The organism is Streptomonospora halophila (assembly GCF_039542725.1).
In the GTDB taxonomy this organism is placed as follows: Bacteria; Actinomycetota; Actinomycetes; order Streptosporangiales; family Streptosporangiaceae; genus Streptomonospora; species Streptomonospora halophila.
Window position 1 is genome coordinate 35258 of sequence record NZ_BAABIK010000023.1, and the last position, 18189, is coordinate 53446.

At 71.4% G+C, this 18189-nt stretch carries 18 protein-coding genes; 4 read left to right on the forward strand and 14 right to left on the reverse strand.

Annotation, left to right across the window (positions count from 1 at the left end):
- Position 1: 1 nt before the first annotated feature.
- The 3 genes from ABEA15_RS18600 to ABEA15_RS18610 all read right to left on the reverse strand — a co-directional run bounded on the left by ABEA15_RS18600 (position 2) and on the right by ABEA15_RS18610 (position 1705).
- Positions 2-760 (reverse strand): RNA polymerase sigma factor SigF, encoded by a 759-nt coding sequence (locus tag ABEA15_RS18600; protein ID WP_344141723.1) that lies wholly within the window; start codon positions 758-760, stop codon positions 2-4.
- Positions 761-801: 41 nt separating this feature from the next.
- Complete coding sequence (locus ABEA15_RS18605) at positions 802-1227, reverse strand: ATP-binding protein (protein ID WP_131097193.1); 426 nt, start codon at positions 1225-1227, stop codon at positions 802-804.
- 280 nt (positions 1228-1507) lie between these two features.
- Positions 1508-1705: a GntR family transcriptional regulator gene (locus ABEA15_RS18610; protein WP_344141721.1), complete on the reverse strand. Its 198-nt coding sequence runs from the start codon at positions 1703-1705 to the stop codon at positions 1508-1510.
- A gap of 442 nt (positions 1706-2147) precedes the next feature.
- Here ABEA15_RS18610 and ABEA15_RS18615 point away from each other — a divergent pair, with 442 nt between their 5' ends.
- A complete protein-coding gene (locus ABEA15_RS18615; protein ID WP_345557872.1) occupies positions 2148-2327 on the forward strand; it encodes a hypothetical protein in 180 nt (59 codons plus the stop codon).
- Positions 2328-2370: 43 nt separating this feature from the next.
- Here ABEA15_RS18615 and ABEA15_RS18620 read toward each other — a convergent pair whose 3' ends face one another.
- On the reverse strand, positions 2371-2724 hold the full coding sequence (locus ABEA15_RS18620) for a GatB/YqeY domain-containing protein (RefSeq protein WP_345557874.1): 354 nt from the start codon (positions 2722-2724) through the stop codon (positions 2371-2373).
- A 185-nt stretch (positions 2725-2909) separates the two neighbouring features.
- Here ABEA15_RS18620 and ABEA15_RS18625 point away from each other — a divergent pair, with 185 nt between their 5' ends.
- A complete protein-coding gene (locus ABEA15_RS18625; RefSeq protein ID WP_345557876.1) occupies positions 2910-3707 on the forward strand; it encodes a GNAT family N-acetyltransferase in 798 nt (265 codons plus the stop codon).
- A gap of 62 nt (positions 3708-3769) precedes the next feature.
- On the opposite strand, the gene ABEA15_RS18630 is transcribed toward ABEA15_RS18625, so the two are convergent.
- From ABEA15_RS18630 to ABEA15_RS18645, 4 genes are all read right to left on the reverse strand, one after another.
- Positions 3770-4285, reverse strand: a complete 516-nt coding sequence (locus tag ABEA15_RS18630) for a GNAT family N-acetyltransferase (RefSeq protein ID WP_345557878.1) — start codon at positions 4283-4285, stop codon at positions 3770-3772.
- A 64-nt stretch (positions 4286-4349) separates the two neighbouring features.
- Complete coding sequence (locus ABEA15_RS18635; RefSeq protein ID WP_344142016.1) at positions 4350-5102, reverse strand: amino acid ABC transporter ATP-binding protein; 753 nt, start codon at positions 5100-5102, stop codon at positions 4350-4352.
- A gap of 72 nt (positions 5103-5174) precedes the next feature.
- Complete coding sequence (locus tag ABEA15_RS18640; protein WP_425579411.1) at positions 5175-6137, reverse strand: amino acid ABC transporter permease; 963 nt, start codon at positions 6135-6137, stop codon at positions 5175-5177.
- Between the two features lie 7 nt (positions 6138-6144).
- Entirely contained in the window at positions 6145-7104 is a 960-nt protein-coding gene (locus ABEA15_RS18645; protein WP_345557880.1) for an ABC transporter substrate-binding protein, read from the reverse strand.
- 414 nt (positions 7105-7518) lie between these two features.
- Between ABEA15_RS18645 and ABEA15_RS18650 the strand changes: the two genes are divergently transcribed.
- A complete protein-coding gene (locus ABEA15_RS18650; RefSeq protein ID WP_345557882.1) occupies positions 7519-8700 on the forward strand; it encodes an NAD(P)-dependent malic enzyme in 1182 nt (393 codons plus the stop codon).
- Between the two features lie 85 nt (positions 8701-8785).
- Here ABEA15_RS18650 and ABEA15_RS18655 read toward each other — a convergent pair whose 3' ends face one another.
- Both ABEA15_RS18655 and ABEA15_RS18660 read right to left on the reverse strand, forming a co-directional pair.
- Positions 8786-8986, reverse strand: coding sequence for a DUF397 domain-containing protein (locus ABEA15_RS18655; protein ID WP_344141713.1), 201 nt, complete (start codon positions 8984-8986; stop codon positions 8786-8788).
- A gap of 12 nt (positions 8987-8998) precedes the next feature.
- Positions 8999-9895 carry a helix-turn-helix domain-containing protein gene (locus ABEA15_RS18660; protein ID WP_345557884.1) on the reverse strand — a complete coding sequence of 299 codons (897 nt, stop codon included), beginning with the start codon at positions 9893-9895 and terminating at the stop codon, positions 8999-9001.
- A gap of 394 nt (positions 9896-10289) precedes the next feature.
- Here ABEA15_RS18660 and ABEA15_RS18665 point away from each other — a divergent pair, with 394 nt between their 5' ends.
- Positions 10290-11258 carry a zinc-binding dehydrogenase gene (locus ABEA15_RS18665; protein WP_344141710.1) on the forward strand — a complete coding sequence of 323 codons (969 nt, stop codon included), beginning with the start codon at positions 10290-10292 and terminating at the stop codon, positions 11256-11258.
- Between the two features lie 132 nt (positions 11259-11390).
- On the opposite strand, the gene ABEA15_RS18670 is transcribed toward ABEA15_RS18665, so the two are convergent.
- The 4 genes from ABEA15_RS18670 to ABEA15_RS18685 all read right to left on the reverse strand — a co-directional run bounded on the left by ABEA15_RS18670 (position 11391) and on the right by ABEA15_RS18685 (position 17553).
- Positions 11391-12524 carry a PadR family transcriptional regulator gene (locus ABEA15_RS18670; protein ID WP_345557886.1) on the reverse strand — a complete coding sequence of 378 codons (1134 nt, stop codon included), beginning with the start codon at positions 12522-12524 and terminating at the stop codon, positions 11391-11393.
- A complete protein-coding gene (locus ABEA15_RS18675) occupies positions 12521-13378 on the reverse strand; it encodes a DUF4097 family beta strand repeat-containing protein (protein ID WP_345557888.1) in 858 nt (285 codons plus the stop codon). The genes ABEA15_RS18670 and ABEA15_RS18675 overlap by 4 nt, the downstream gene beginning before the upstream one ends.
- Positions 13379-13667: 289 nt before the next feature.
- Positions 13668-13856: a DUF6104 family protein gene (locus ABEA15_RS18680; RefSeq protein ID WP_345557890.1), complete on the reverse strand. Its 189-nt coding sequence runs from the start codon at positions 13854-13856 to the stop codon at positions 13668-13670.
- A 4-nt stretch (positions 13857-13860) separates the two neighbouring features.
- On the reverse strand, positions 13861-17553 hold the full coding sequence (locus ABEA15_RS18685; protein ID WP_345557892.1) for a multifunctional oxoglutarate decarboxylase/oxoglutarate dehydrogenase thiamine pyrophosphate-binding subunit/dihydrolipoyllysine-residue succinyltransferase subunit: 3693 nt from the start codon (positions 17551-17553) through the stop codon (positions 13861-13863).
- Positions 17554-18189 lie beyond the last annotated feature (636 nt).

An 18189-nucleotide genomic window follows, 5' to 3' on the forward strand; every position in this document is an offset into this window, starting at 1 on the left:
CTCAGTCGTCGGTGGTCAGCGCCTGGCGCAGCTGGGCGAGCGTGCGCGCCAGCAGGCGCGACACGTGCATCTGCGAGATCCCCAGCTCCTGGGCGATCTGCGACTGGGTCATGTTGCCGAAGAAGCGCAGCAGCAGAATGCGCTTCTCGCGCGGCGGGAGCTGCTCCAGCAGGGGCTTGAGCGACTCCCGGTACTCCACGCCCTCCAGCGAGTCGTCGACGATGCCCAGCGAGTCGGCCACCGCAGGCGCGTCCTCGTCGCCGCTGTCCGGCGCGTCGAGCGACACCGTGGAGTAGGCGTTGGCGGACTCCAGGCCCTCCAGCACCTCCTCCTCGGACATCCCCAGGTGCTCGGCCAGCTCGTGGACGGTGGGCGCCCGGCCCTCGCGCTGGGACAGGTCGCTGACGGCCTTGGTCAGCGACAGCTTCAGCTCCTGCAGCCGGCGCGGTACGCGCACCGCCCAGCCCTTGTCGCGGAAGTGCCGCTTGATCTCGCCGACGATGGTGGGCGTGGCATAGGTGGAGAACTCCACGCCGCGGTCCAGGTCGAAGCGGTCGATCGACTTGATCAGTCCGATCGTGGCGACCTGCGTGAGGTCGTCCAGCCACTCGCCGCGGTTGCGGAAGCGCCGCGCCAGGTACTCGACCAGGGGCAGGTGCAGCTCGACAAGTTCGTCGCGGATGCGCTGGCGTTCGGGAGCGTCTTCGGGAAGCTCGCTCAGGCGTTCGAACAACTCGCGCGCACGGGCGCGGTCAGGCACCGCGTGCTCCGTCTTCGCCGTCAGAGCGGGCCCCCTCTCGCTCACGCCGTCTCCGCCACACCGCGACGTTTGTGCAGCACGATGGAGACGCGGTCGTCAGGGCCGGCATCGGCGTCGACCTCTCCGGCAAGGGCCGAGAGGACGGTCCAGGCGAAGGTGTCGCGCGCGGGGAGCCGGCCGTCGGCTGTCAGCACCGAGACGGAGATGCGCATGCCGTCGCCGGTGAGTTCGAAGTCGGTGGTCAGGTCGGTCCCCGGCAGTGCCTGGGTGAGCAGCATCGCGCACGCTTCGTCGACCCCGATGCGCAGGTCCTCGATCTCGTCGAGGGTGAAGTCGAGTCGGGCCGCCAAACCCGCCGTGGCCGTGCGCAGCACGGACAGGTAGGCGCTGTCAGCCGGCATCCGCACGGTCACAGCGTCGCGCACGTCCGTTGCACCCGGCGACGGTGCGGCGGTTTCTTCGGTCACGTGCCTCCTCCAGGAAGCGAGATTGCCGCTTGAGTGCAATCTATCTTGTTTCGGTCCGCCTCCGGTGCACACGTCGTCGCCCGTGTCCCGTAGCGGCTCCTATCCCTAGTCTCGGACACGCCCGGGACCGGGGGACAGCCCGCGAAAGCGGCGGAATCCATGCCGAGACCCAACCGGAACCGGCGCGCTATCAGCGGATTCGGCGGGGCGTGTCCCTCGGAGCGGAGGGAAGGGGCCCTCGCGTCGCCCTCCCGGGCCGCTCACTCCGGAGGGCGGGCCGCTACGACTTTCGCACCGTCGACCCGATGCCCGGTTCCGTGTAGGTAAGGCCCCGGTTCCGGAGGCCCGCCAGCGCCTTGTGCGCGGTCGCCGATGCGACGCCGAACTCGTCCATGAGTGCGAGCACGGAAGGCACGCGGGAGCCCGGGGGGTAAACGCCGGAACGGATGCGGCGTTCCAGCTCGTCCGCAATCTGCATCCATCTCGGAACACCTTCGCGCCACTCCACGCGGGCAAGCTAGGCACGTCAGAGATGCCCAGCAATGCTGGCGTTCTAAGCATGCTATAGATATACTGCTGTTTTACTCCATAAAAGCGCCGCGGCGGGTGCGGACACACCCCCGCGGCCGGACAACCGAAGGGACCGGTTGCCATGAGTATTCTAGTTCGCTTCCTGCCGACATCCCTGCGCCTCATGCGGCGTGCGCAGGGTCTCCGTGCGGTCCTGCGCCACGCCGCGGACATGCCCGCCGCCCCCGCGCCGGCGCTCCCTGCGCGGCCCGCCGCCGCTCCGTGGCGCAGCCGCGCGGCGCGCATCCGGCCCTATGCCCCGGACACGGTTCCCGCCGACGCGGCCGGGGGTGTCCGATGATCCACTTCTCCGACTGCTGGGAGCGGCCCGACCAGCGCACGCCGACGCGTTGTACGACACGTTGAGCGACGCCCTCAAGGAGCGCGGCGGGAGCCCCGCTCAGCGCGCGCGGGCGCAGGACAACGCCGACGCCGCCTTCAGCGTGCTGGACATGTGGCTGCGCTCCGGCGGAGAGTTGCCCGCTCCGTGGCGGCCCCGCCCGAACCCCGGAGGCGGCGGCGAGCGGTAGCCGGTCCGAAGGCCGGTTCCTGGGGCCGGGCCGCTGCCGGTGCCTAGCGGTCCGGCCCCAGGTAGCGGCCCAGGACCTCGGCTTCGGCGCGCAGGCGCTCCGCGGCGTCGGCGCGGCCGAGCCGCTCGTACTCCTGCGCCGAGACCGAGCGCTCATCGGCCTCCCGCGCCACGATCGCGCGGACGTCGCCCTCGCTCAGCACCCGGCGCTCCGCTTCGGCCGCGCCCACACCCACGGCCCCGCCGGCGACGTGCTCGCTGTCGGCGGCGGCCGGGAGGTCCGCGTCGGAGGCCTCGGCGTTCTCGACGGCGGCCAGAGCCGAGCGGAGCGCGGCCGCGGCGGTCTTGTCGCGGTTCTTGAGGGCTGCCGTCAGATCACGGCGCATGTCGATACGCACCCGCCGAAACCTAGCCCACCCCACCGGCCCCGTCGACCGGATTTCGGGGCTCTCCCGCCGGTGCGGCCCCGGTGAGTCTTGTTCTCCGGTCAGGTCGGCGCAGCCATCGGCCGGTCAGCAGGAGGGAGCGGCCGCTCGGAAAAACACGTTGTTCTCCGCGAGCGGCGCTGGCACGCTCGCTGCCCATGACCGACGCCGCCGCCTTCCTCCGGGCCTACGACGACCAACTGCGCAGCAGCGCCGAGACGCCCAGCGCCGTGTCCGTCACCCGCCGCGGCCCGCTGCGGCTGGTGACGTTCGCGGGCGGCAGCGGGTTCGTCACGTATCGGGACCTCGGTTCCGCCGACGCGGCCGCGATCAGGCGGATGGTCGGCGAGGCGCTGGCCCATTACCGCGCGGATCCCGGCATCAGCCGGGTGAAGTGGAAGTGCCGGGGGCACGACCGCGCGCCCGGCCTGCACGAGGCCCTTGTGGGTCACGGGTTCGTGCCCGAGGAGACGGAGTCGATCATGATCGGCACGGCGCGGCGACTGGCCGAGGACGTCCCGCCGCCCACGGGCGTGACCCTGCGCCGTGTCACCGCCGAGGCCGATGTGCGCGCGATGAGCGCGATGTCCGACGAGGCATTCGGCGACCCCCCTTCCGCGGAGATGGCCGATGCCCTGCTGCGCCGCCTGGCGCGTGCCGACGGCATGGAACTGTGGGTCGCCGAGGCCGACGGCGCGATGGTCGGTGCGGGGCGCCTGGAGCCCGTCGCCGGTACCGGCTTCGCCGGACTCTGGGGCGGCGCGGTCCGAGCGGACCGGCGGGGGCGCGGCGTCTACCGGGCCCTGACCGCGGCGCGGGCCCGTTCGGCTCTGGCCCTGGGCAAGACGCTGATCCACAGCGACTCCAGCGAGTACTCCCGCCCGATCCTGGAGCGCTCCGGCATGGTCGGGGTCTCGACCACGACCCCCTACATCTGGCGCCGTGAAAAGGCCTGAGTCCAGGGCCGGACGTGTGCGGGGGCGGGTACCGGCCCTGCCACCCGGCACCGCTCGGACGGTCAGCCGTCGGCCTGTTCCCCGAGGGAGCGGAGGGCTTCCCCGTCGAGGCGGAAGACAGTCCACTCGTCCATGGGCTCGGCGCCCAGCAACCTGTAGAACTCGATCGAGGGCGTGTTCCAGTCCAGAACCCACCACTGCAGCCGGTCGTAGCCGCGCTCGACGCAGAGCTCGGCGAGGGTCTTCAGCAGCGCTCTGCCGTAGCCGCGGCCCCGGTGCTCCGGGCGGACGTAGAGGTCCTCCAAGTAGATGCCCGGGTTGCCGGTCCAGGTGGAGAAGTTGCGGAACCACAGCGCGAACCCGGCCACGGCGGCGCCGCCCGCGCCCTCACCGCTCCCGCCGCCTTCGGGGACGTGTTCGGCGATGTGGGCCCCGGCCACGGGGTCGGCCCCGAACAGCGCGTCGTGGAACTGGGCCTCGGTGGCCACCGCCGCCTCGGGCTCCCTCTCGTAGTCGGCCAGTTCGCGGACCAGGCGGTGGATGACGGGGACGTCGTCGGGGCGGGCGGGGCGGATCAACGGTTCTCCTCGGCTGTCTGAAGCGGTGCCGGCGGCGGTCGGCCGCCGGCACCGCTCGGTCGGTTCACAGCACCTTCGACAGGAACGACCGGGTGCGCTCGTGCTGCGGGTCGGCCAGCACGCTGCGCGGCGCACCCGACTCCACAACGACGCCCTCGTCCATGAAGACCAGCGTGTCGCCGACCTCGCGGGCGAAGCCCATCTCGTGGGTGACCACCACCATGGTCATGCCCTCCTCGGCCAGCCCCTTCATCACGTCCAGCACCTCGCCCACCAGTTCGGGGTCGAGCGCACTGGTGGGCTCGTCGAACAGCATCAGCTCCGGGCGCATCGCCAGCGCCCGGGCGATGGCCACGCGCTGCTGCTGCCCGCCCGAGAGCTGGCGCGGGTACCCCGACGCCTTCTCGGCCAGGCCCACGCGGTCCAGCAGCTCCAGGGCGCGCTCGCGGGCCTGCGAGCGGGGCAGGCGCTGGACCCGCACCGGCGCCTCCATGACGTTGCCGAGCACCGTCATGTGCGGGAACAGGTTGAAGTTCTGGAAGACCATGCCGATGCCGCGGCGCTGGCGGGCGACCTGGGCGTCGTGCAGCTCGTAGAGCTTGCCGGCGCGCTGCCGGTAGCCCATCAGCTCCCCGTCGACCCACAGCCGCCCCGCGCTGATCTTCTCCAGGTGGTTGATGCAGCGCAGGAACGTGGACTTGCCCGAGCCGGAGGGTCCCACCACGCAGCAGACCTCGCCCCGGGTCACCTCCAGGTCGATTCCGCGCAGCACCTCCAGCCGGCCGAACGACTTGTGCACGTTCTCGGCCACGACCATCGAGCCGTTTCCGGGGCCGGCGTCCACGCCGGCCTCCGCGGTGTTCTGGGTCAACTCGCCGTCCTACTCGCTCTATGCCCTCTGCCCGGCGCCGCGCACGCTCGCACCGCGGTTGGAGCGGTTGAACGCCTGCTCCAGGTAGTACTGGCCGATCATCATCAGGCTGGTGATCGCCAGATACCACAGGCAGGCGGCCACCAGCATCGGGAACAGGTTGAAGGTGCGGGCGCCGATCTGCTGCAGCTGGAAGAACAGCTCGGTGGTCAGCGGGATGGCCGACACCAGCGAGGTGTCCTTCATGATCGCCGTGGCCTCGTTGCCGGTCGGCGGGATGATCACCCGGAGGGCCTGGGGCAGCGTGATGCGGCGCAGCACCAGGCCCTGGTTCATGCCCAGCGCCTGCGCGGCCTCGGTCTGGCCCTTGTCGACGGAGAGCAGGCCGGCGCGGACGATCTCGGCCATGTAGGCGCCCTGCGACAGCGACAGCGCGATGACGGCCGCCACGAACGGGCTGAGCAGGGTCTCCATCGGCACCGAGTAGAACCGGGCGCCGTCCTCGAAGCCCAGCAGCGGCAGCCAGTAGTTGTCGAAGGGGACCCCGAGCTCGATCGTCTGGTACAGGATCGCCACGTTGCCGAACAGCACGCACAGCACGATGCGCGGCACGGCGCGGAAGAACCAGGTGTAGACCCAGCCCACGGTCACCAGTACCGGGTTGTCCGACAGCCGCATCACGGCCACGACGATGCCGATCACGATGCCGATCGCCAGCGACACCGCCGCCAGGATCACCGTGGTGCGCACGCCGATCAGCACCGGCGAGGAGAACATCTGCTCGAACAGGAACGGCCAGTCGAACGCGGGGTTCGTGACCAGCATGTTCACGAACATCGCGCTGAAGAGCAGCAGCACCGCCGCCGCGACCCAGCGGCCGGGGTGGCGGACGGGCACCGCCTTGATCGCTTCGGGAGGGGACTGGCCGGCCGGCGCCTGGGAACCGGGCGCCGGCCGGGGGTCGTCGGGAGTTGTGCTCACGTGCCTTCTAGCCTTCGACGGACGGATTGACCTCGGACTCGGCCAGGGTGCCCTGGCCGTCCAGCTCCCACTTGGCCAGGATCTCGGTGTAGGTCCCGTCGTCCATGATGCTCTGGTACCCGGCGGAGACGGCCTCGGCGAGCTCGGTGTTGTCCTTGGCGACCACGGCGCCGTAGGGCGCGGCCTCGTACTGCTTGCCGAGCGTCTGGAGCTTGCCCTCGGTCTGCTCGACCGCGTAGACCGCCACGGGCATGTCCGCCAGCCCGGCGTCGTTGCGCCCGGAGATGATCGACTCGGTGGCCTGGTCCTGGCCCTTGAACTTGCTGATGTTGATCTTCGGGTCGCCGTTGTCGACGCACTCCTGGCTGCGGGCCTCGATGTCCTCGACCTGGACGGTGTTGGCCTGGACCGCGATGTTCTTGCCGCAGGCGCTGTCGGGGTCGACGTCGGCCGGGTTGCCCTTGGCGGTGAACCACTGCGTACCCACGGTGTAGTAGCTCACCATGTTGGCCTGCTGCATGCGCTCCTCGTTGATGGTGAACGAGGAGACCCCCACGTCGTACTTGCCGCTGCCGACGCCCTCGACGATGGTGCCGAACGTGGAGCTCTGCCAGTCGGTCTCCAGGTCGAGCTTGGCGGCCACCGCGTTGAACAGCTCGACGTCGAAGCCGACGACGGTCGTGCCGTCCGTGGAGAGGTACTCGGCGGGCGCGTAGGTGGAGTCGGTGCCGACCTTGAGCGTTCCCTGGTCGCGGATCTCCTGGGGGACCATCTTCGCGAGCTCGGGGTCGGCCTGGACCGAGGGCGTGGACGCGGGGTCGGTCCCCGAGCCCTGGCCGCCTCCCTGGTCGTCACCGCCGCCGCCTCCGCATGCCGACAGGGCCAGAACGGCGGCGAGGGCGCCGGCGGCGTAGGGAACGCGTCCGATCCGGGCAGCCGGCGCGGTCAAGTGCTTCAGCACGGCCACGTGTCTCTCCTTCTCATGGGCGAACGGCGTCGGGTGGTCGGCGTTCGCGTCGTCGCGTCCCGGCGGTAGGCCGGACGCGCAGCACAAGTGGGCAGGATAGTCGTTCGTGCGAACGTGAATGTTCCATCGTCGGCGTACCGGCATGTTAGTGGGGTCACCGTTGTGAGAGGATTGGGTAACGGGTGAACCCCGAACCGCTGCGGCGCCTGGCTCGCACCGAGCCGCGGAGACCGTGCTCCTCTTCCCTCCGGCATCGCCGACGACGTGGCCGAGGGAGTCCTCCTAGCATCCCTAGCACCCCTGCCGCTCCGCGCGCCGCCTTTTCCGATCGCCGAGACCGAGGCGAACTCGAAGCCGCGCCCGGACCCCGCCCGCTCGGGCGCGCTTGCATATCTGAGGGGTATTGCACAGATCATGACGACCACTGATTCCCATTCCCTGTTCGACGACGATCCGGCGTTCGCGCTGCACCGCGGCGGCAAGCTGCGGGTCGAGGGCACGGTCGAGGTCACCGACCACGAAGGTTTGGCCCTGGCCTACACGCCCGGCGTCGCACGGGTGTGCACGGCGATCGCCGACTCGCCGGAGCTCGTCGACACCTACACCTGGAAGAGCTCCGTCGTCGCCGTCGTGACCGACGGCTCGGCGGTGCTCGGCCTGGGCGACATCGGCCCGGAGGCGTCGCTCCCGGTCATGGAGGGCAAGGCGCTGCTGTTCCGCAAGTTCGCCGGCGTCGACGCGGTGCCGATGGCCCTGTCGTGTGAGGGGGTCGACGACATCGTCGAGACCGTCGAGCGCATGGCGCCGTCGTTCGGCGGGGTCAACCTGGAGGACATCTCCGCGCCGCGCTGCTTCGAGATCGAGCGGCGGCTGCGCGAGCGGCTGGACATCCCCGTCTTCCACGACGACCAGCACGGCACTGCGATCGTGACGGTCGCCGCGCTGCGCAACGCGGCCCGGCAGACCGGGCGCTCGCTCGCGGACCTGCGGGTGGTGGTCTCCGGTGCGGGCGCGGCCGGTGTGGCCGTGACCAAGATGCTGGTCGACGGCGGGATCGGCGACATCGCCGTCGCCGACAGCAAGGGGATGATCTACGCCGGGCGCGAGGGCCTCACGCCGATCAAGGCGGAGCTCGCCGAGATCAGCAACAGGGCGGGCGTGCGCGGCTCGATCGAGAAGGCGCTGGAGGGCGCCGACGTGTTCATCGGGCTGTCGGCCGGCGAGCTGCCCGAGCCGGTCGTGGCCTCGATGGCACCCGAGGCGATCGTCTTCGCCATGGCCAACCCGACTCCCGAGATCCACCCCGACGTCGCCCGGGCCCACGCCGCCGTCGTGGCGACCGGCCGCAGCGACTTCCCCAACCAGATCAACAACGTGCTCGCGTTCCCCGGCGTCTTCCGCGGCGCGCTGGACGCGCGCGCACGCGACGTCACCGAGGCGATGAAGCTCGCCGCGGCCGATGCGATCGCCGACCTGGTGGGCGACGACCTCGGCCCCGACTACATCATCCCGAGCACGTTCGACTCGCGGGTGGTCCCGGCGGTCGCCGAGGCCGTGGCCGCGCAGGCGCGGCGCGACGGTGTCGCCAGGGGGTAGTCATCTGGTTATTCTCCGTAGTCGGCCCGGGGCGCAGATCTCCCTTGCCCCGGACCGGCTACCCCCTCCGTCTGCTGCGGCGGCGCTAGAGGCAGCGCCCGACGGCGGCGACGACGAACGCCGCCCACGCCCCCGCGGGAAACCGCAGCACGGTGCCTTCAGGCGCCGTGGAGTCGCGGACCCGGACGGCCCTGGCCCAGCGCATCACCTGGACGCACTGGCCTCCCCCCGTTCCGCTGTAGGTGCTCGTGCGCCATCGCACGCCCAGCGGATTCTTCGCGGCCATGCCGCGCTCCCTTCATGACTCATCGGTTTCCCCCTCCTCTCCGCTCCGCAGGCGCTGCTCCGCCTCGCCGATGACCTCCCGTGTCCGCTCGGGGTGCAGGGCCGCGAAGCGCAGGTGTTCGAAAGCGGCCGTGTAGTAGGCCACTTCCTTGGCTTTTTCGATGTAGAGGCTGCTCGTCAGGTTCTCCACGTGCACCAGCAGGGGTGCGTGGATGTCCGAATCGGGGAACTCCAGGATGTCGAAGGAGCCGTTGAGCCCCGAATGCGCGCCGACCGCGAACGGCAGCACCTGCAATGTCACCTGAGGATTCCGACCGAGGTCGAGCAGGCGCCGCATTTGGCCGATCATGACCGATCGTCCGCCGACCGGGCGGTAAAGGATTGATTCATCCAGCAATGCCCAGATTTGCGGTGGAGAGTCGTTGAAGACGACCTCCTGACGGCGGATGCGCAGTTCGGTGCGGCGCTCGATCTCGTCGTCCGAAACCGGCGAGGGGTGCGCCCGCATCAGCGCCCGCGCGTAATCGGGGGTCTGCAGCAGGCCCGGCACGATCTCGGACTGGAAGAACCGCAGCGCGCCGGCCTCCGGCTCCAGCCCGAGGTAGACGTCGAAGCGCTCGGGCATCACGTCGCCGTAGACGTGCCACCAGCCCCGCCGGCGCGACTCGCGGGCGAGCATGATCAGCGTCTGCCGTGCGTCGGGGTCCTCGACACCGTAGAGCTCCAGCAGGTCGCGCACGTCGTCGGAGTTGGTGGCGACCTGTCCGCGCTCGATACGGGAAAGCTTGCTGCCCGACCAGGACATGCGCTCGGCGGCCTCTTCGCCGGTCATCCCGGCGTTCTCCCGCAAACGCCGCAACTCGACGCCGAGGCGGCGCCGGCGGGCCGTGGGGTTGTCGGCAGCGGCCACGGGCTGTGCCTCCTGTTCGGGCAAGGCCGGAATACGGCGGGGGGCGCCGCACGGTCTCGGTCGGCAGGGCGATTCCGCACGCGGCACAGGCAGGCTACTCGACGCCGGGGTGCGGGAAATCCACCGCGGCAGCGGGCGTACGGGAGGCATGTTTCCGCAGAATGCGAACCTTTTCCCGGGAAAGGGAAAACGGCCTCCCCGGCGCTTTGCCGGACCCTTCGGGGCGCCCTCCGCCCCGAACGCCCGGCCGACGTTTGCGCGAGAATGTCCCCTCGGTAATTCTAGGGGGACCGCGGAGCCGCCGAGGCCCCGCTGACCGGCGGATTCGACGCGGCTGCCGGACGCCGCTCGGGGCGGGCCGCACAGCGGCGGCCCAGGTGGTTAGGGTCAGGGCATGTTCGCTATCACCGCAGCGCGTATCGACAAGAAGAACCCACTGTCCGGGCTGGAGGCGGGGGAGCGGCCGGACCCGGCCCCGCCCGAGGGGTGGACGACGGTGCGGGTCAAGGCCGCCGCACTCAACCACCACGACCTGTGGAGCCTGCGCGGCGTGGGCCTGGCCGAGGAACGGCTGCCGATGGTGCTCGGCTGCGACGCCGCCGGGCTGGACGAAGAGGGCAACGAGGTCATCGTGCACGCCGTGATCGGCGACCCCGACGCGGGCGGCGGCGACGAGACCCGCGACCCCCGGCGCTCCCTGCTCTCCGAGGTCCATCCGGGCACCCTGGCCGAGAAGGTCGCCGTCCCCCGGCGCAACCTCGTCCCCAAGCCCGCGGAGCTCTCCTTCGAGGAGGCCGCCTGCCTGCCCACGGCGTGGCTGACCGCCTACCGGATGCTCTTCGTCCGCGCGGGCCTCGAACCCGGCTCGCCGATCCTGGTGCAGGGCGCCGGCGGCGGCGTGAGCAGCGCGGTCATCCGTATGGCCGCCGCGGCGGGCCACCGGGTCTACGCCACCAGCCGCGACGCCGGCAAGCGCGAGCGCGCCGAGCGGCTGGGGGCCTACCGCGCCGTCGCGTCGGGGGAGCGCCTGCCGGAGAAGGTCGACGTCGTGTTCGACACCGTCGGCGAGGCGACCTGGGGCCACTCCCTGCGCTCGCTGCGTCCGGGCGGGCGGATCGTCACCTGCGGGGCCACCAGCGGCGACGCGCCCCCGGCCGAGCTGAACCGGGTTTTCTTCCTGCAGCTGTCCGTGCTCGGCTCGACCATGGGCGGCCGCGACGAGCTGCGTCGCCTGGCCGAGTTCTGCGCCCGCACCGGCGTGCGCCCGGAGATCGACCGGGTGCTGCCGCTCGACCGCGCCGAGGAGGGCTTCGCCGCGATGGAGCAGGGGGAGCTGTTCGGCAAGGTCGTCTTCCGGGTCTGAGCCCCTCGCGGCGTCCGCACCGCGGACCGCCCCGCGTCAGGCGCGCGCCAGGCGCGAGAAGGGGGGTGTCCCCGCGCCGCGCGCGGGGACACCCCCCTTCGCCGGACCGGTCGGGCGTCCGGGCCGCCGGTTTCAGGACGCGGAGCCGCCGTCGCGGCGGTCGCCGTCCTCGTTCACCGCCCTGCCCCACGGGTCGTCGGCGCTCCCGGAGCCCCCGTCCCGCTCGCCTGCGGGCGCCTCGTGCCGTCCGTGCGCCCCCTGCGCCTCGCCGCCGCCTTCGCCGCCGCCCTCGGCCTGGCCGCCGACCGCCGTGCTCCAGGGGTCGGTCGGCCCCGCGGCGCCCTCGGAGGGCCCGGAGGCCCCTGAGGACGCGCCCCCGTCGGGCCCGGCCGAGCCTGACGCCGCTCCGGCCTTCCCGGTACCGGTGTCCTCGGCCGCGCCGCCGGCGGAGTCGTCGGCCGCGTCGGCGCCGCAAGGGGACGACCCCGTGGACCCGCCGCGGCAGCGGTCGTCCTCCTCGCGCTCGGCCTGGTCGCGCGGCCCCCAGTTGCCGACGTCGCGGCGGATGGTCTCGAACGTGTCGTCCAAAATCCTGCGCAGGTCGTGCGCCGCCGACTCGCCGACCTGGCCGGCCTCGCGCACCACGTCGCGCACGCGTTCGGAGAAGTCGCGCAGCGCCTGGTCGAACTCGGGCCGCTCGCCCGAGCGCTTGCCCCAGGCGCCGCCGAAGCCCTGAGCGAAGCGTTCCCAGTCGCGCGTCCACCGCGAGCCGCGGGACGCGTGCTCGCGGTCGCCGCCGCTCTCGCCGCCGCGTGCCGACTCCGATCCGCCGCCGGCCGCTCCGGACTCCCCGGACCCGCCGCCGCCCTCGCCGCGCGGCCTGCGGCCCGCGCCGCCGCCCTTCAGCTCCTCGCGCAGCGAGCTGATCGTGTGGCGCACGTCCTCGCGGACGGCCTCGGCGACGTCGCGCACCGAGTCGGTGATCTCGCGTTCGAGGTCGTCGATGTCGGCGCTGCGGCTGTGCAGCTCCTCGCGGCCCTTGTCGGTGAGGCGGTAGACCTTGCGGCCGTCGACCTCCTCGTGGGTGACCAGGCCCTCCTCCTCCAAGCGGGCCAGGCGCGGGTAGATCGTCCCGGGCGAGGGCGAGTAGACGCCCAGGAAGCGGTCCCGCAGCAGGCTGATGATCTCGTAGCCGTGCCTCGGGCTCTCGTCCAGCAGCTTCAGCAGGTACAGCCGCAGGCGTCCGTGGCCGAAGATGGTACTCATTGGTCGTTCCCCCTCGGGATCGCTGCGGGGGCGTCGGGCTCGCGGCGCAGAAGCGAGGCGGCGCCCGAAACGGTCGTGGCGGTGATGCCGGCGGGGTCGACCCCGCTGCCGATCTTGCCGGCGAGGCTGCCCCGGGCCCGCTGGTCGCGGCGCTCCAGGGCGAAGTCGGATTCCAGCTTGCCGGTCGCCGAGCGCAGCTCGGCGGTCGCCGACGTCTCGGCGGGCACCCGCAGCGCAATCTCGCCGGAGACCGATCCCAGACGGACCCGGCCCGCCGGCGCCACGTCCACGTCGCCGAGGAACTGGCCCGACGCGCTCTTTCCGGTGAGGTCGTAGAGGCGCCCCCCGGCGACCGCGACCTGGCCGCGGACCGTGTTGAAGTGCAGGCTGCCCTGCAGGTCGCGGGCCGCGACGTTGCCGGAGACGGTGTTGATCTCGGTCTCGCCGGTGAGCCCGTCCAGCGTGATGTCGCCCGAGGCCGTGCGGATCTGGGTCTTGCCGCTCAGCCCGGCCACCACGACCGGGGCCGAGAGGGTCGTGACCTCGACGGGGCAGTCGCGCGGCACCTGCAGGCTGACGGTTGCCGAGCGGCGTGCCATGCCCCGGTAGCCCGACAGCTGCACCGGGCGCAGGCGGTCCAGTAGGCCGCTGCCGGTGAGGTCGTCGTAGGTGACGGTCAGGATGCCGGCCTCCTGCGTGGCCAGCACGGGCTCGCCGGAGACGTCGGAGACCTCGAACGTCACCGGGTCGTCGGTGGGCAGGATGTTGACGTGACCGCCGATGACCCGGACGCGCAGTGCCACGATCCCGTCCAGAGTGCGTGTCGTCGGCTGGTCGATGGTCCAACGCGCCATCGGGATACCTTTCGGCTCGAACCGCTGTTGGACTCACGATATGTCGCGACTCCCCGCACTTCAAGATATGTCGTGAGATATCGGGGGAGGAGTCCGGGTCGGCTCGGGGTGCGCCCCTGGTGGCCCCCGGAGGTCCGGGGCGCGCCCGCGCCTCCACGCGCACCCGCCCGCGCGGCGGACCGCCGGACGATACGCGGCGGGGCACCGGACCGAACCCGGCCCGGTGCCCCGATCGCCCTCGCGGCCGCCGTGCGGCGCTCACGCGCGGCGGCGCCGCCGCGCGTGCTGCTTACTCGTCCCCGTCCCCGTCCTCGTCGTCGAGGCGGGCGAGCCAGGTGGCCAGGCGCTCGACGGGGGTCTCGAACTCCGGGTGGAGGTCGGTGAAGGTGCGCAGCTGGTCGGCGACCCAGGCGAGGGAGACCTCCTCCTCGCCGCGCCGCCGCTCCAGCTCCTCGATGCCCCGGTCGGTGAAGTACATCGGCCTAGTCCGCCGGCGGGAAGACGGTGTTGATCAGCGCCTGCTGCTCGACCTCGTGACGCTTGCCCGAGCCGGCCGCGGGGGCCGAGCTCGCCGGGCGCGAGACCCGGGTGAAGGGGCGGTCGAGCTGCTCGGAGAACACCAGCGCCACGAACGGCCACGGGCCCATGTTCGCCGGCTCCTCCTGCACCCACAGCACCTCGCCGGCCTCGGGGTAGCCCGAGAGCATCTGGCGGATCTCCTCGGCCGGCAGCGGGTAGAGCCGCTCGACTCGGACCAGGGCCGTGCTGGTGTCGCCCGTGCGCTTCCGGGCGGCGTCGAGCTCGTAGTAGATCTTGCCCGAGCACAGCACCACGCGCCGCACGTTCTTCGGGTCGAGCCCCGTGGTGTCGGGGATCATCGGCTGGAACGCGCCCGAGGTGAAGTCGGCGACGGGCGAGGTGGCGGCCTTCAGCCGCAGCATCACCTTCGTCGTGAACACCACCAGCGGGCGGCGGTACTGCGACTTCACCTGCCAGCGCAGCAGGTGGAAGTAGTTCGCCGGGGTGGTCGGCAGCGCCACGGTCATGTTCTCCTGCGCGCACTGCTGCAGGAACCGCTCGATGCGCGCCGAGGAGTGGTCGGGCCCCTGGCCCTCGTACCCGTGCGGCAGCAGCAGCACCACGCTGGAGCGCTGGCCCCACTTCTGCTCGCTGGCGCTGATGTACTCGTCGATGATGGTCTGGGCGCCGTTGACGAAGTCGCCGAACTGGGCTTCCCAGGCCACCAGCGCTTCGGGGCGCACCACCGAGTAGCCGTACTCGAAGCCCAGCGCCGCGTACTCGCTGAGCAGCGAGTCGTGCACGTAGAACTTCGAGGTGCCCTTGTCGAACTGCTTCAGCGGGGTGTGCACCTGTCCGGAGTCGCGGTCGACCAGCGCCGAGTGCCGCTGGCCGAACGTGCCGCGCCGGGTGTCCTGGCCGACCAGGCGCACCGGGTGCTCCTCCAGCAGCAGCGAACCGAACGCCAGCATCTCGCCGGTGGCCCAGTCGAGCGCGTCGTCCTCGAGCATCTGGGCGCGGCGCTGCAGCTGCGGCTTGAGCCGCGGGTGCGGCGTGAAGCCCTCGGGCAGGCTCACCTGGGTGTCGACCACCTGCTTGACGACCTCGCCGGTGATGGCACTCTCGACCGACGCGTGGTCGATGCGGCCCTCGTCGAACACCTCGGGCTTGATCACCGCACCCGGCTCGATCGGCTTGCGGCCGGCCTCGCGGGTCTCGGTGAAGGCGCGTTCCAGCTGCTCCTGGTAGTCGCGCAGCGCCTGCTCGGCCTCTTCGATCGTGATGTCGCCGCGCCCGATCAGCGCCTCGGTGTAGAGCTTGCGCGTGGAGCGCTTGGCGTCGATCACGTCGTACATCAGCGGCTGGGTGAAGGCCGGGTTGTCGGTCTCGTTGTGGCCGCGGCGCCGGTAGCAGACCAGATCGATCACGACGTCCTTGTTGAAGGACTGCCGGTAGTCGTAGGCCAGCTGGGCGACCCGCACCACCGCCTCGGGGTCGTCGCCGTTGACGTGGAAGATCGGGGCCTGCACCATGCGCGCGACGTCGGTGGCGTAGACGCTGGAGCGGCTGTCGGCCGGCGAGGTGGTGAACCCGACCTGGTTGTTGACGATGACGTGCACCGTGCCGCCGGTGCGGTAGCCGCGCAGCTGCGACAGGTTGAGGGTCTCGGCCACCACGCCCTGCCCGGCGAAGGCGGCGTCGCCGTGCACCAGCAGCGGCAGCACGGTGAACCCGTGCGGGCCCTTGTCCAGCACGTCCTGCTTGGCGCGGACGATGCCCTCGGCGACCGGGTTCACGGTCTCCAGGTGGCTCGGGTTGGCCGCCAGCGAGATCGCGATCTTGTCGCCGTCGGGGGTCTCGAACGTGCCCTCGGTGCCCAGGTGGTACTTGACGTCGCCGGAGCCGTGGGCGCTGCGGGGGTCGAGGTTGCCCTCGAACTCGCCGAAGATCTGCCCGTAGGACTTGCCGCAGATGTTGGCGAGCACGTTCAGCCGGCCGCGGTGGGCCATGCCGATGACGACCTCGTCCAGCTCCGCCTTCGCGGCGCGGGTGATCACCCCGTCCAGCAGCGGGATCAGGGACTCGCCGCCCTCAAGCGAGAACCGCTTCTGGCCGACGTACTTGGTCTGCAGGAAGGTCTCGAAGGCCTCGGCGTTGTTCAGCCGGCGCAGGATGTGCAGCTGCTCGTCGCGGCTGACCTTCTCGTGCTCGCGCTCGACATGCGCCTGGATCCACTCGCGCTCCTCGGGATCCTGGATGTGCATGTACTCGATGCCGACGGTGCGGCAGTAGGTGTCGCGCAGCACGCCCAGCACGTCGCGCAGCTTCATCAGCTGCTTGCCGCCGAACCCGCCGGTGGCAAACGCGCGCTCCAGGTCCCACAGCGTCAGGCCGTGCTGGAGGATGTCCAGGTCGGGGTGGCGGCGCTGGTGGTACTCCAGCGGGTCGGTGTCGGCCATCAGGTGGCCGCGCACCCGGTAGGCGTGGATGAGCTCCTGGACCCGGCTCGTCTTGTCGAGCTGGTTCTCGCCGGCCGAGATGTCCTGGGTCCAGCGCACGGGCTCGTAGGGCAGCCGCAGCGACCGGAAGATCTCGTCGTAGAAGCCGTCCTCGCCCAGCAGCAGCTGGTGGATGCGGCGCAGGAACTCGCCCGACTGGGCGCCCTGGATGATGCGGTGGTCGTAGGTCGACGTGAGCGTCATGACCTTGCTGACCGCGAGGTTGTTCAAAGTCTCGGGAGCCGCGCCCTGGAACTCGGCGGGGTACTCCATCGAGCCCACGCCCAGGATGGTGCCCTGGCCGGGCATCAGGCGCGGGACCGAGTGGACGGTGCCGATGCCGCCGGGGTTGGTCAGGCTGATGGTGGTGCCCTGGAAGTCGGGCACGCCCAGCTTGTTGTTGCGGGCCTTGCGGATCAGGTCCTCGTAGGCGGTCCAGAACTCCTTGAAGTCCATCTTGTCCGCGGACTTGATGCTGGGCACCACCAGCTGCCGCGTGCCGTCGGACTTCTGCAGGTCGATCGCCAGCCCGAAGTTGACGTGCTCGGGCTTGGACACGCCCGGCTTGCCGTCGACCTCCGCGTAGGAGTGGTTCATCTCCGGCAGGGACTCCAGCGCCTTCACCATGGCGTAGCCGATGATGTGGGTGAAGGACACCTTGCCGCCGCGCCCGCGCCGCAGGTGGTTGTTGATCACGATGCGGTTGTCGAACAGCAGCTTGACCGGCACCGCGCGCACGCTGGTCGCGGTGGGCAGCGCGAGGCTGGACTCCATGTTGGCGGCCGTACGCGCGGGCGCGCCGCGCAGCCGCTCCTCGGTGACCTTGAGCGACTCGTCGACGGGCTTCTCGCCCTCGGCGTCCTGCCCGGTCCCGGACTTTCCCTTCCCGTCGCCCGATGCGGACGCCGCGCGCTTGGGCTCGGCGGCCTTGCCGCCCTTGGTGGCCTCCGAGTCCGCCGGAGCGGACTGGGTGCCCGTGGCCGCTGCACCCTTGCCCGTTCCGTTGGCCTGGGGAACGCCGGACTTGTAGTCGGCGAAGAAGTTCCACCATGCCTTGTCAACCGAGTTCGGGTCGTCGAGGTACTTCTGGTAGAGCTCCTCGACCAACCACTCGTTCGGGCCGAAATCTGTCAGGGGTTGAGACGCCTCAGACGACACGGCGGAGATCGCCCTCTTCCGCAGCTCGCTTGTGAATGTGTGTATGGCGAGATGGCCGCTCCTCGGGGCGGGCCGGCACAAGCGGCTCGCAGTGAGCCGCCGGAGCACACGCCCGGTCAGCAATCTCGGGTAACAGGCTAGCTGTCCAGGCACGCCGATGGGGACCCGAGGCCGGTAACGGACTGGGAGATTGCTAACAATGATTCACACTGTCATGGTGTCCGCTTGACCTGACCTGCGGTTTTCGTGTCCCGGAGGCCCGTCGGGGCGACGGCGGGCGCGCGGCTGCACGACGCGCGCGAGGCGGTTCCGCGGAGGACCGGCGAGATGCGGTCGGGAGGAAGCGGTGGATCGGGTTCGGCCGGTGTGCGCCGCTCACCATGCCCGTTCGCGGATGCGCTCAATCCTGGCGCGGCCGGGGAATTGCCCGGAACCGGATCCAGCGGACCGGCGTCTCACGTAGTGTGCGCGGTCCGGACAGGACGGCTGGTCCCGACCCCGGCGAGACACGGGGGTTTCGCCGGGAGAGGGAGCAGGTCCGGGCCGCGCACGGTGCTTGTCCGGCCCGCGGGGCCGGATCCGCGCCGCCGGCCGCCCCGGCGCGCGGGCCGCCGCGCGGCACCGGCGTGCGGCACG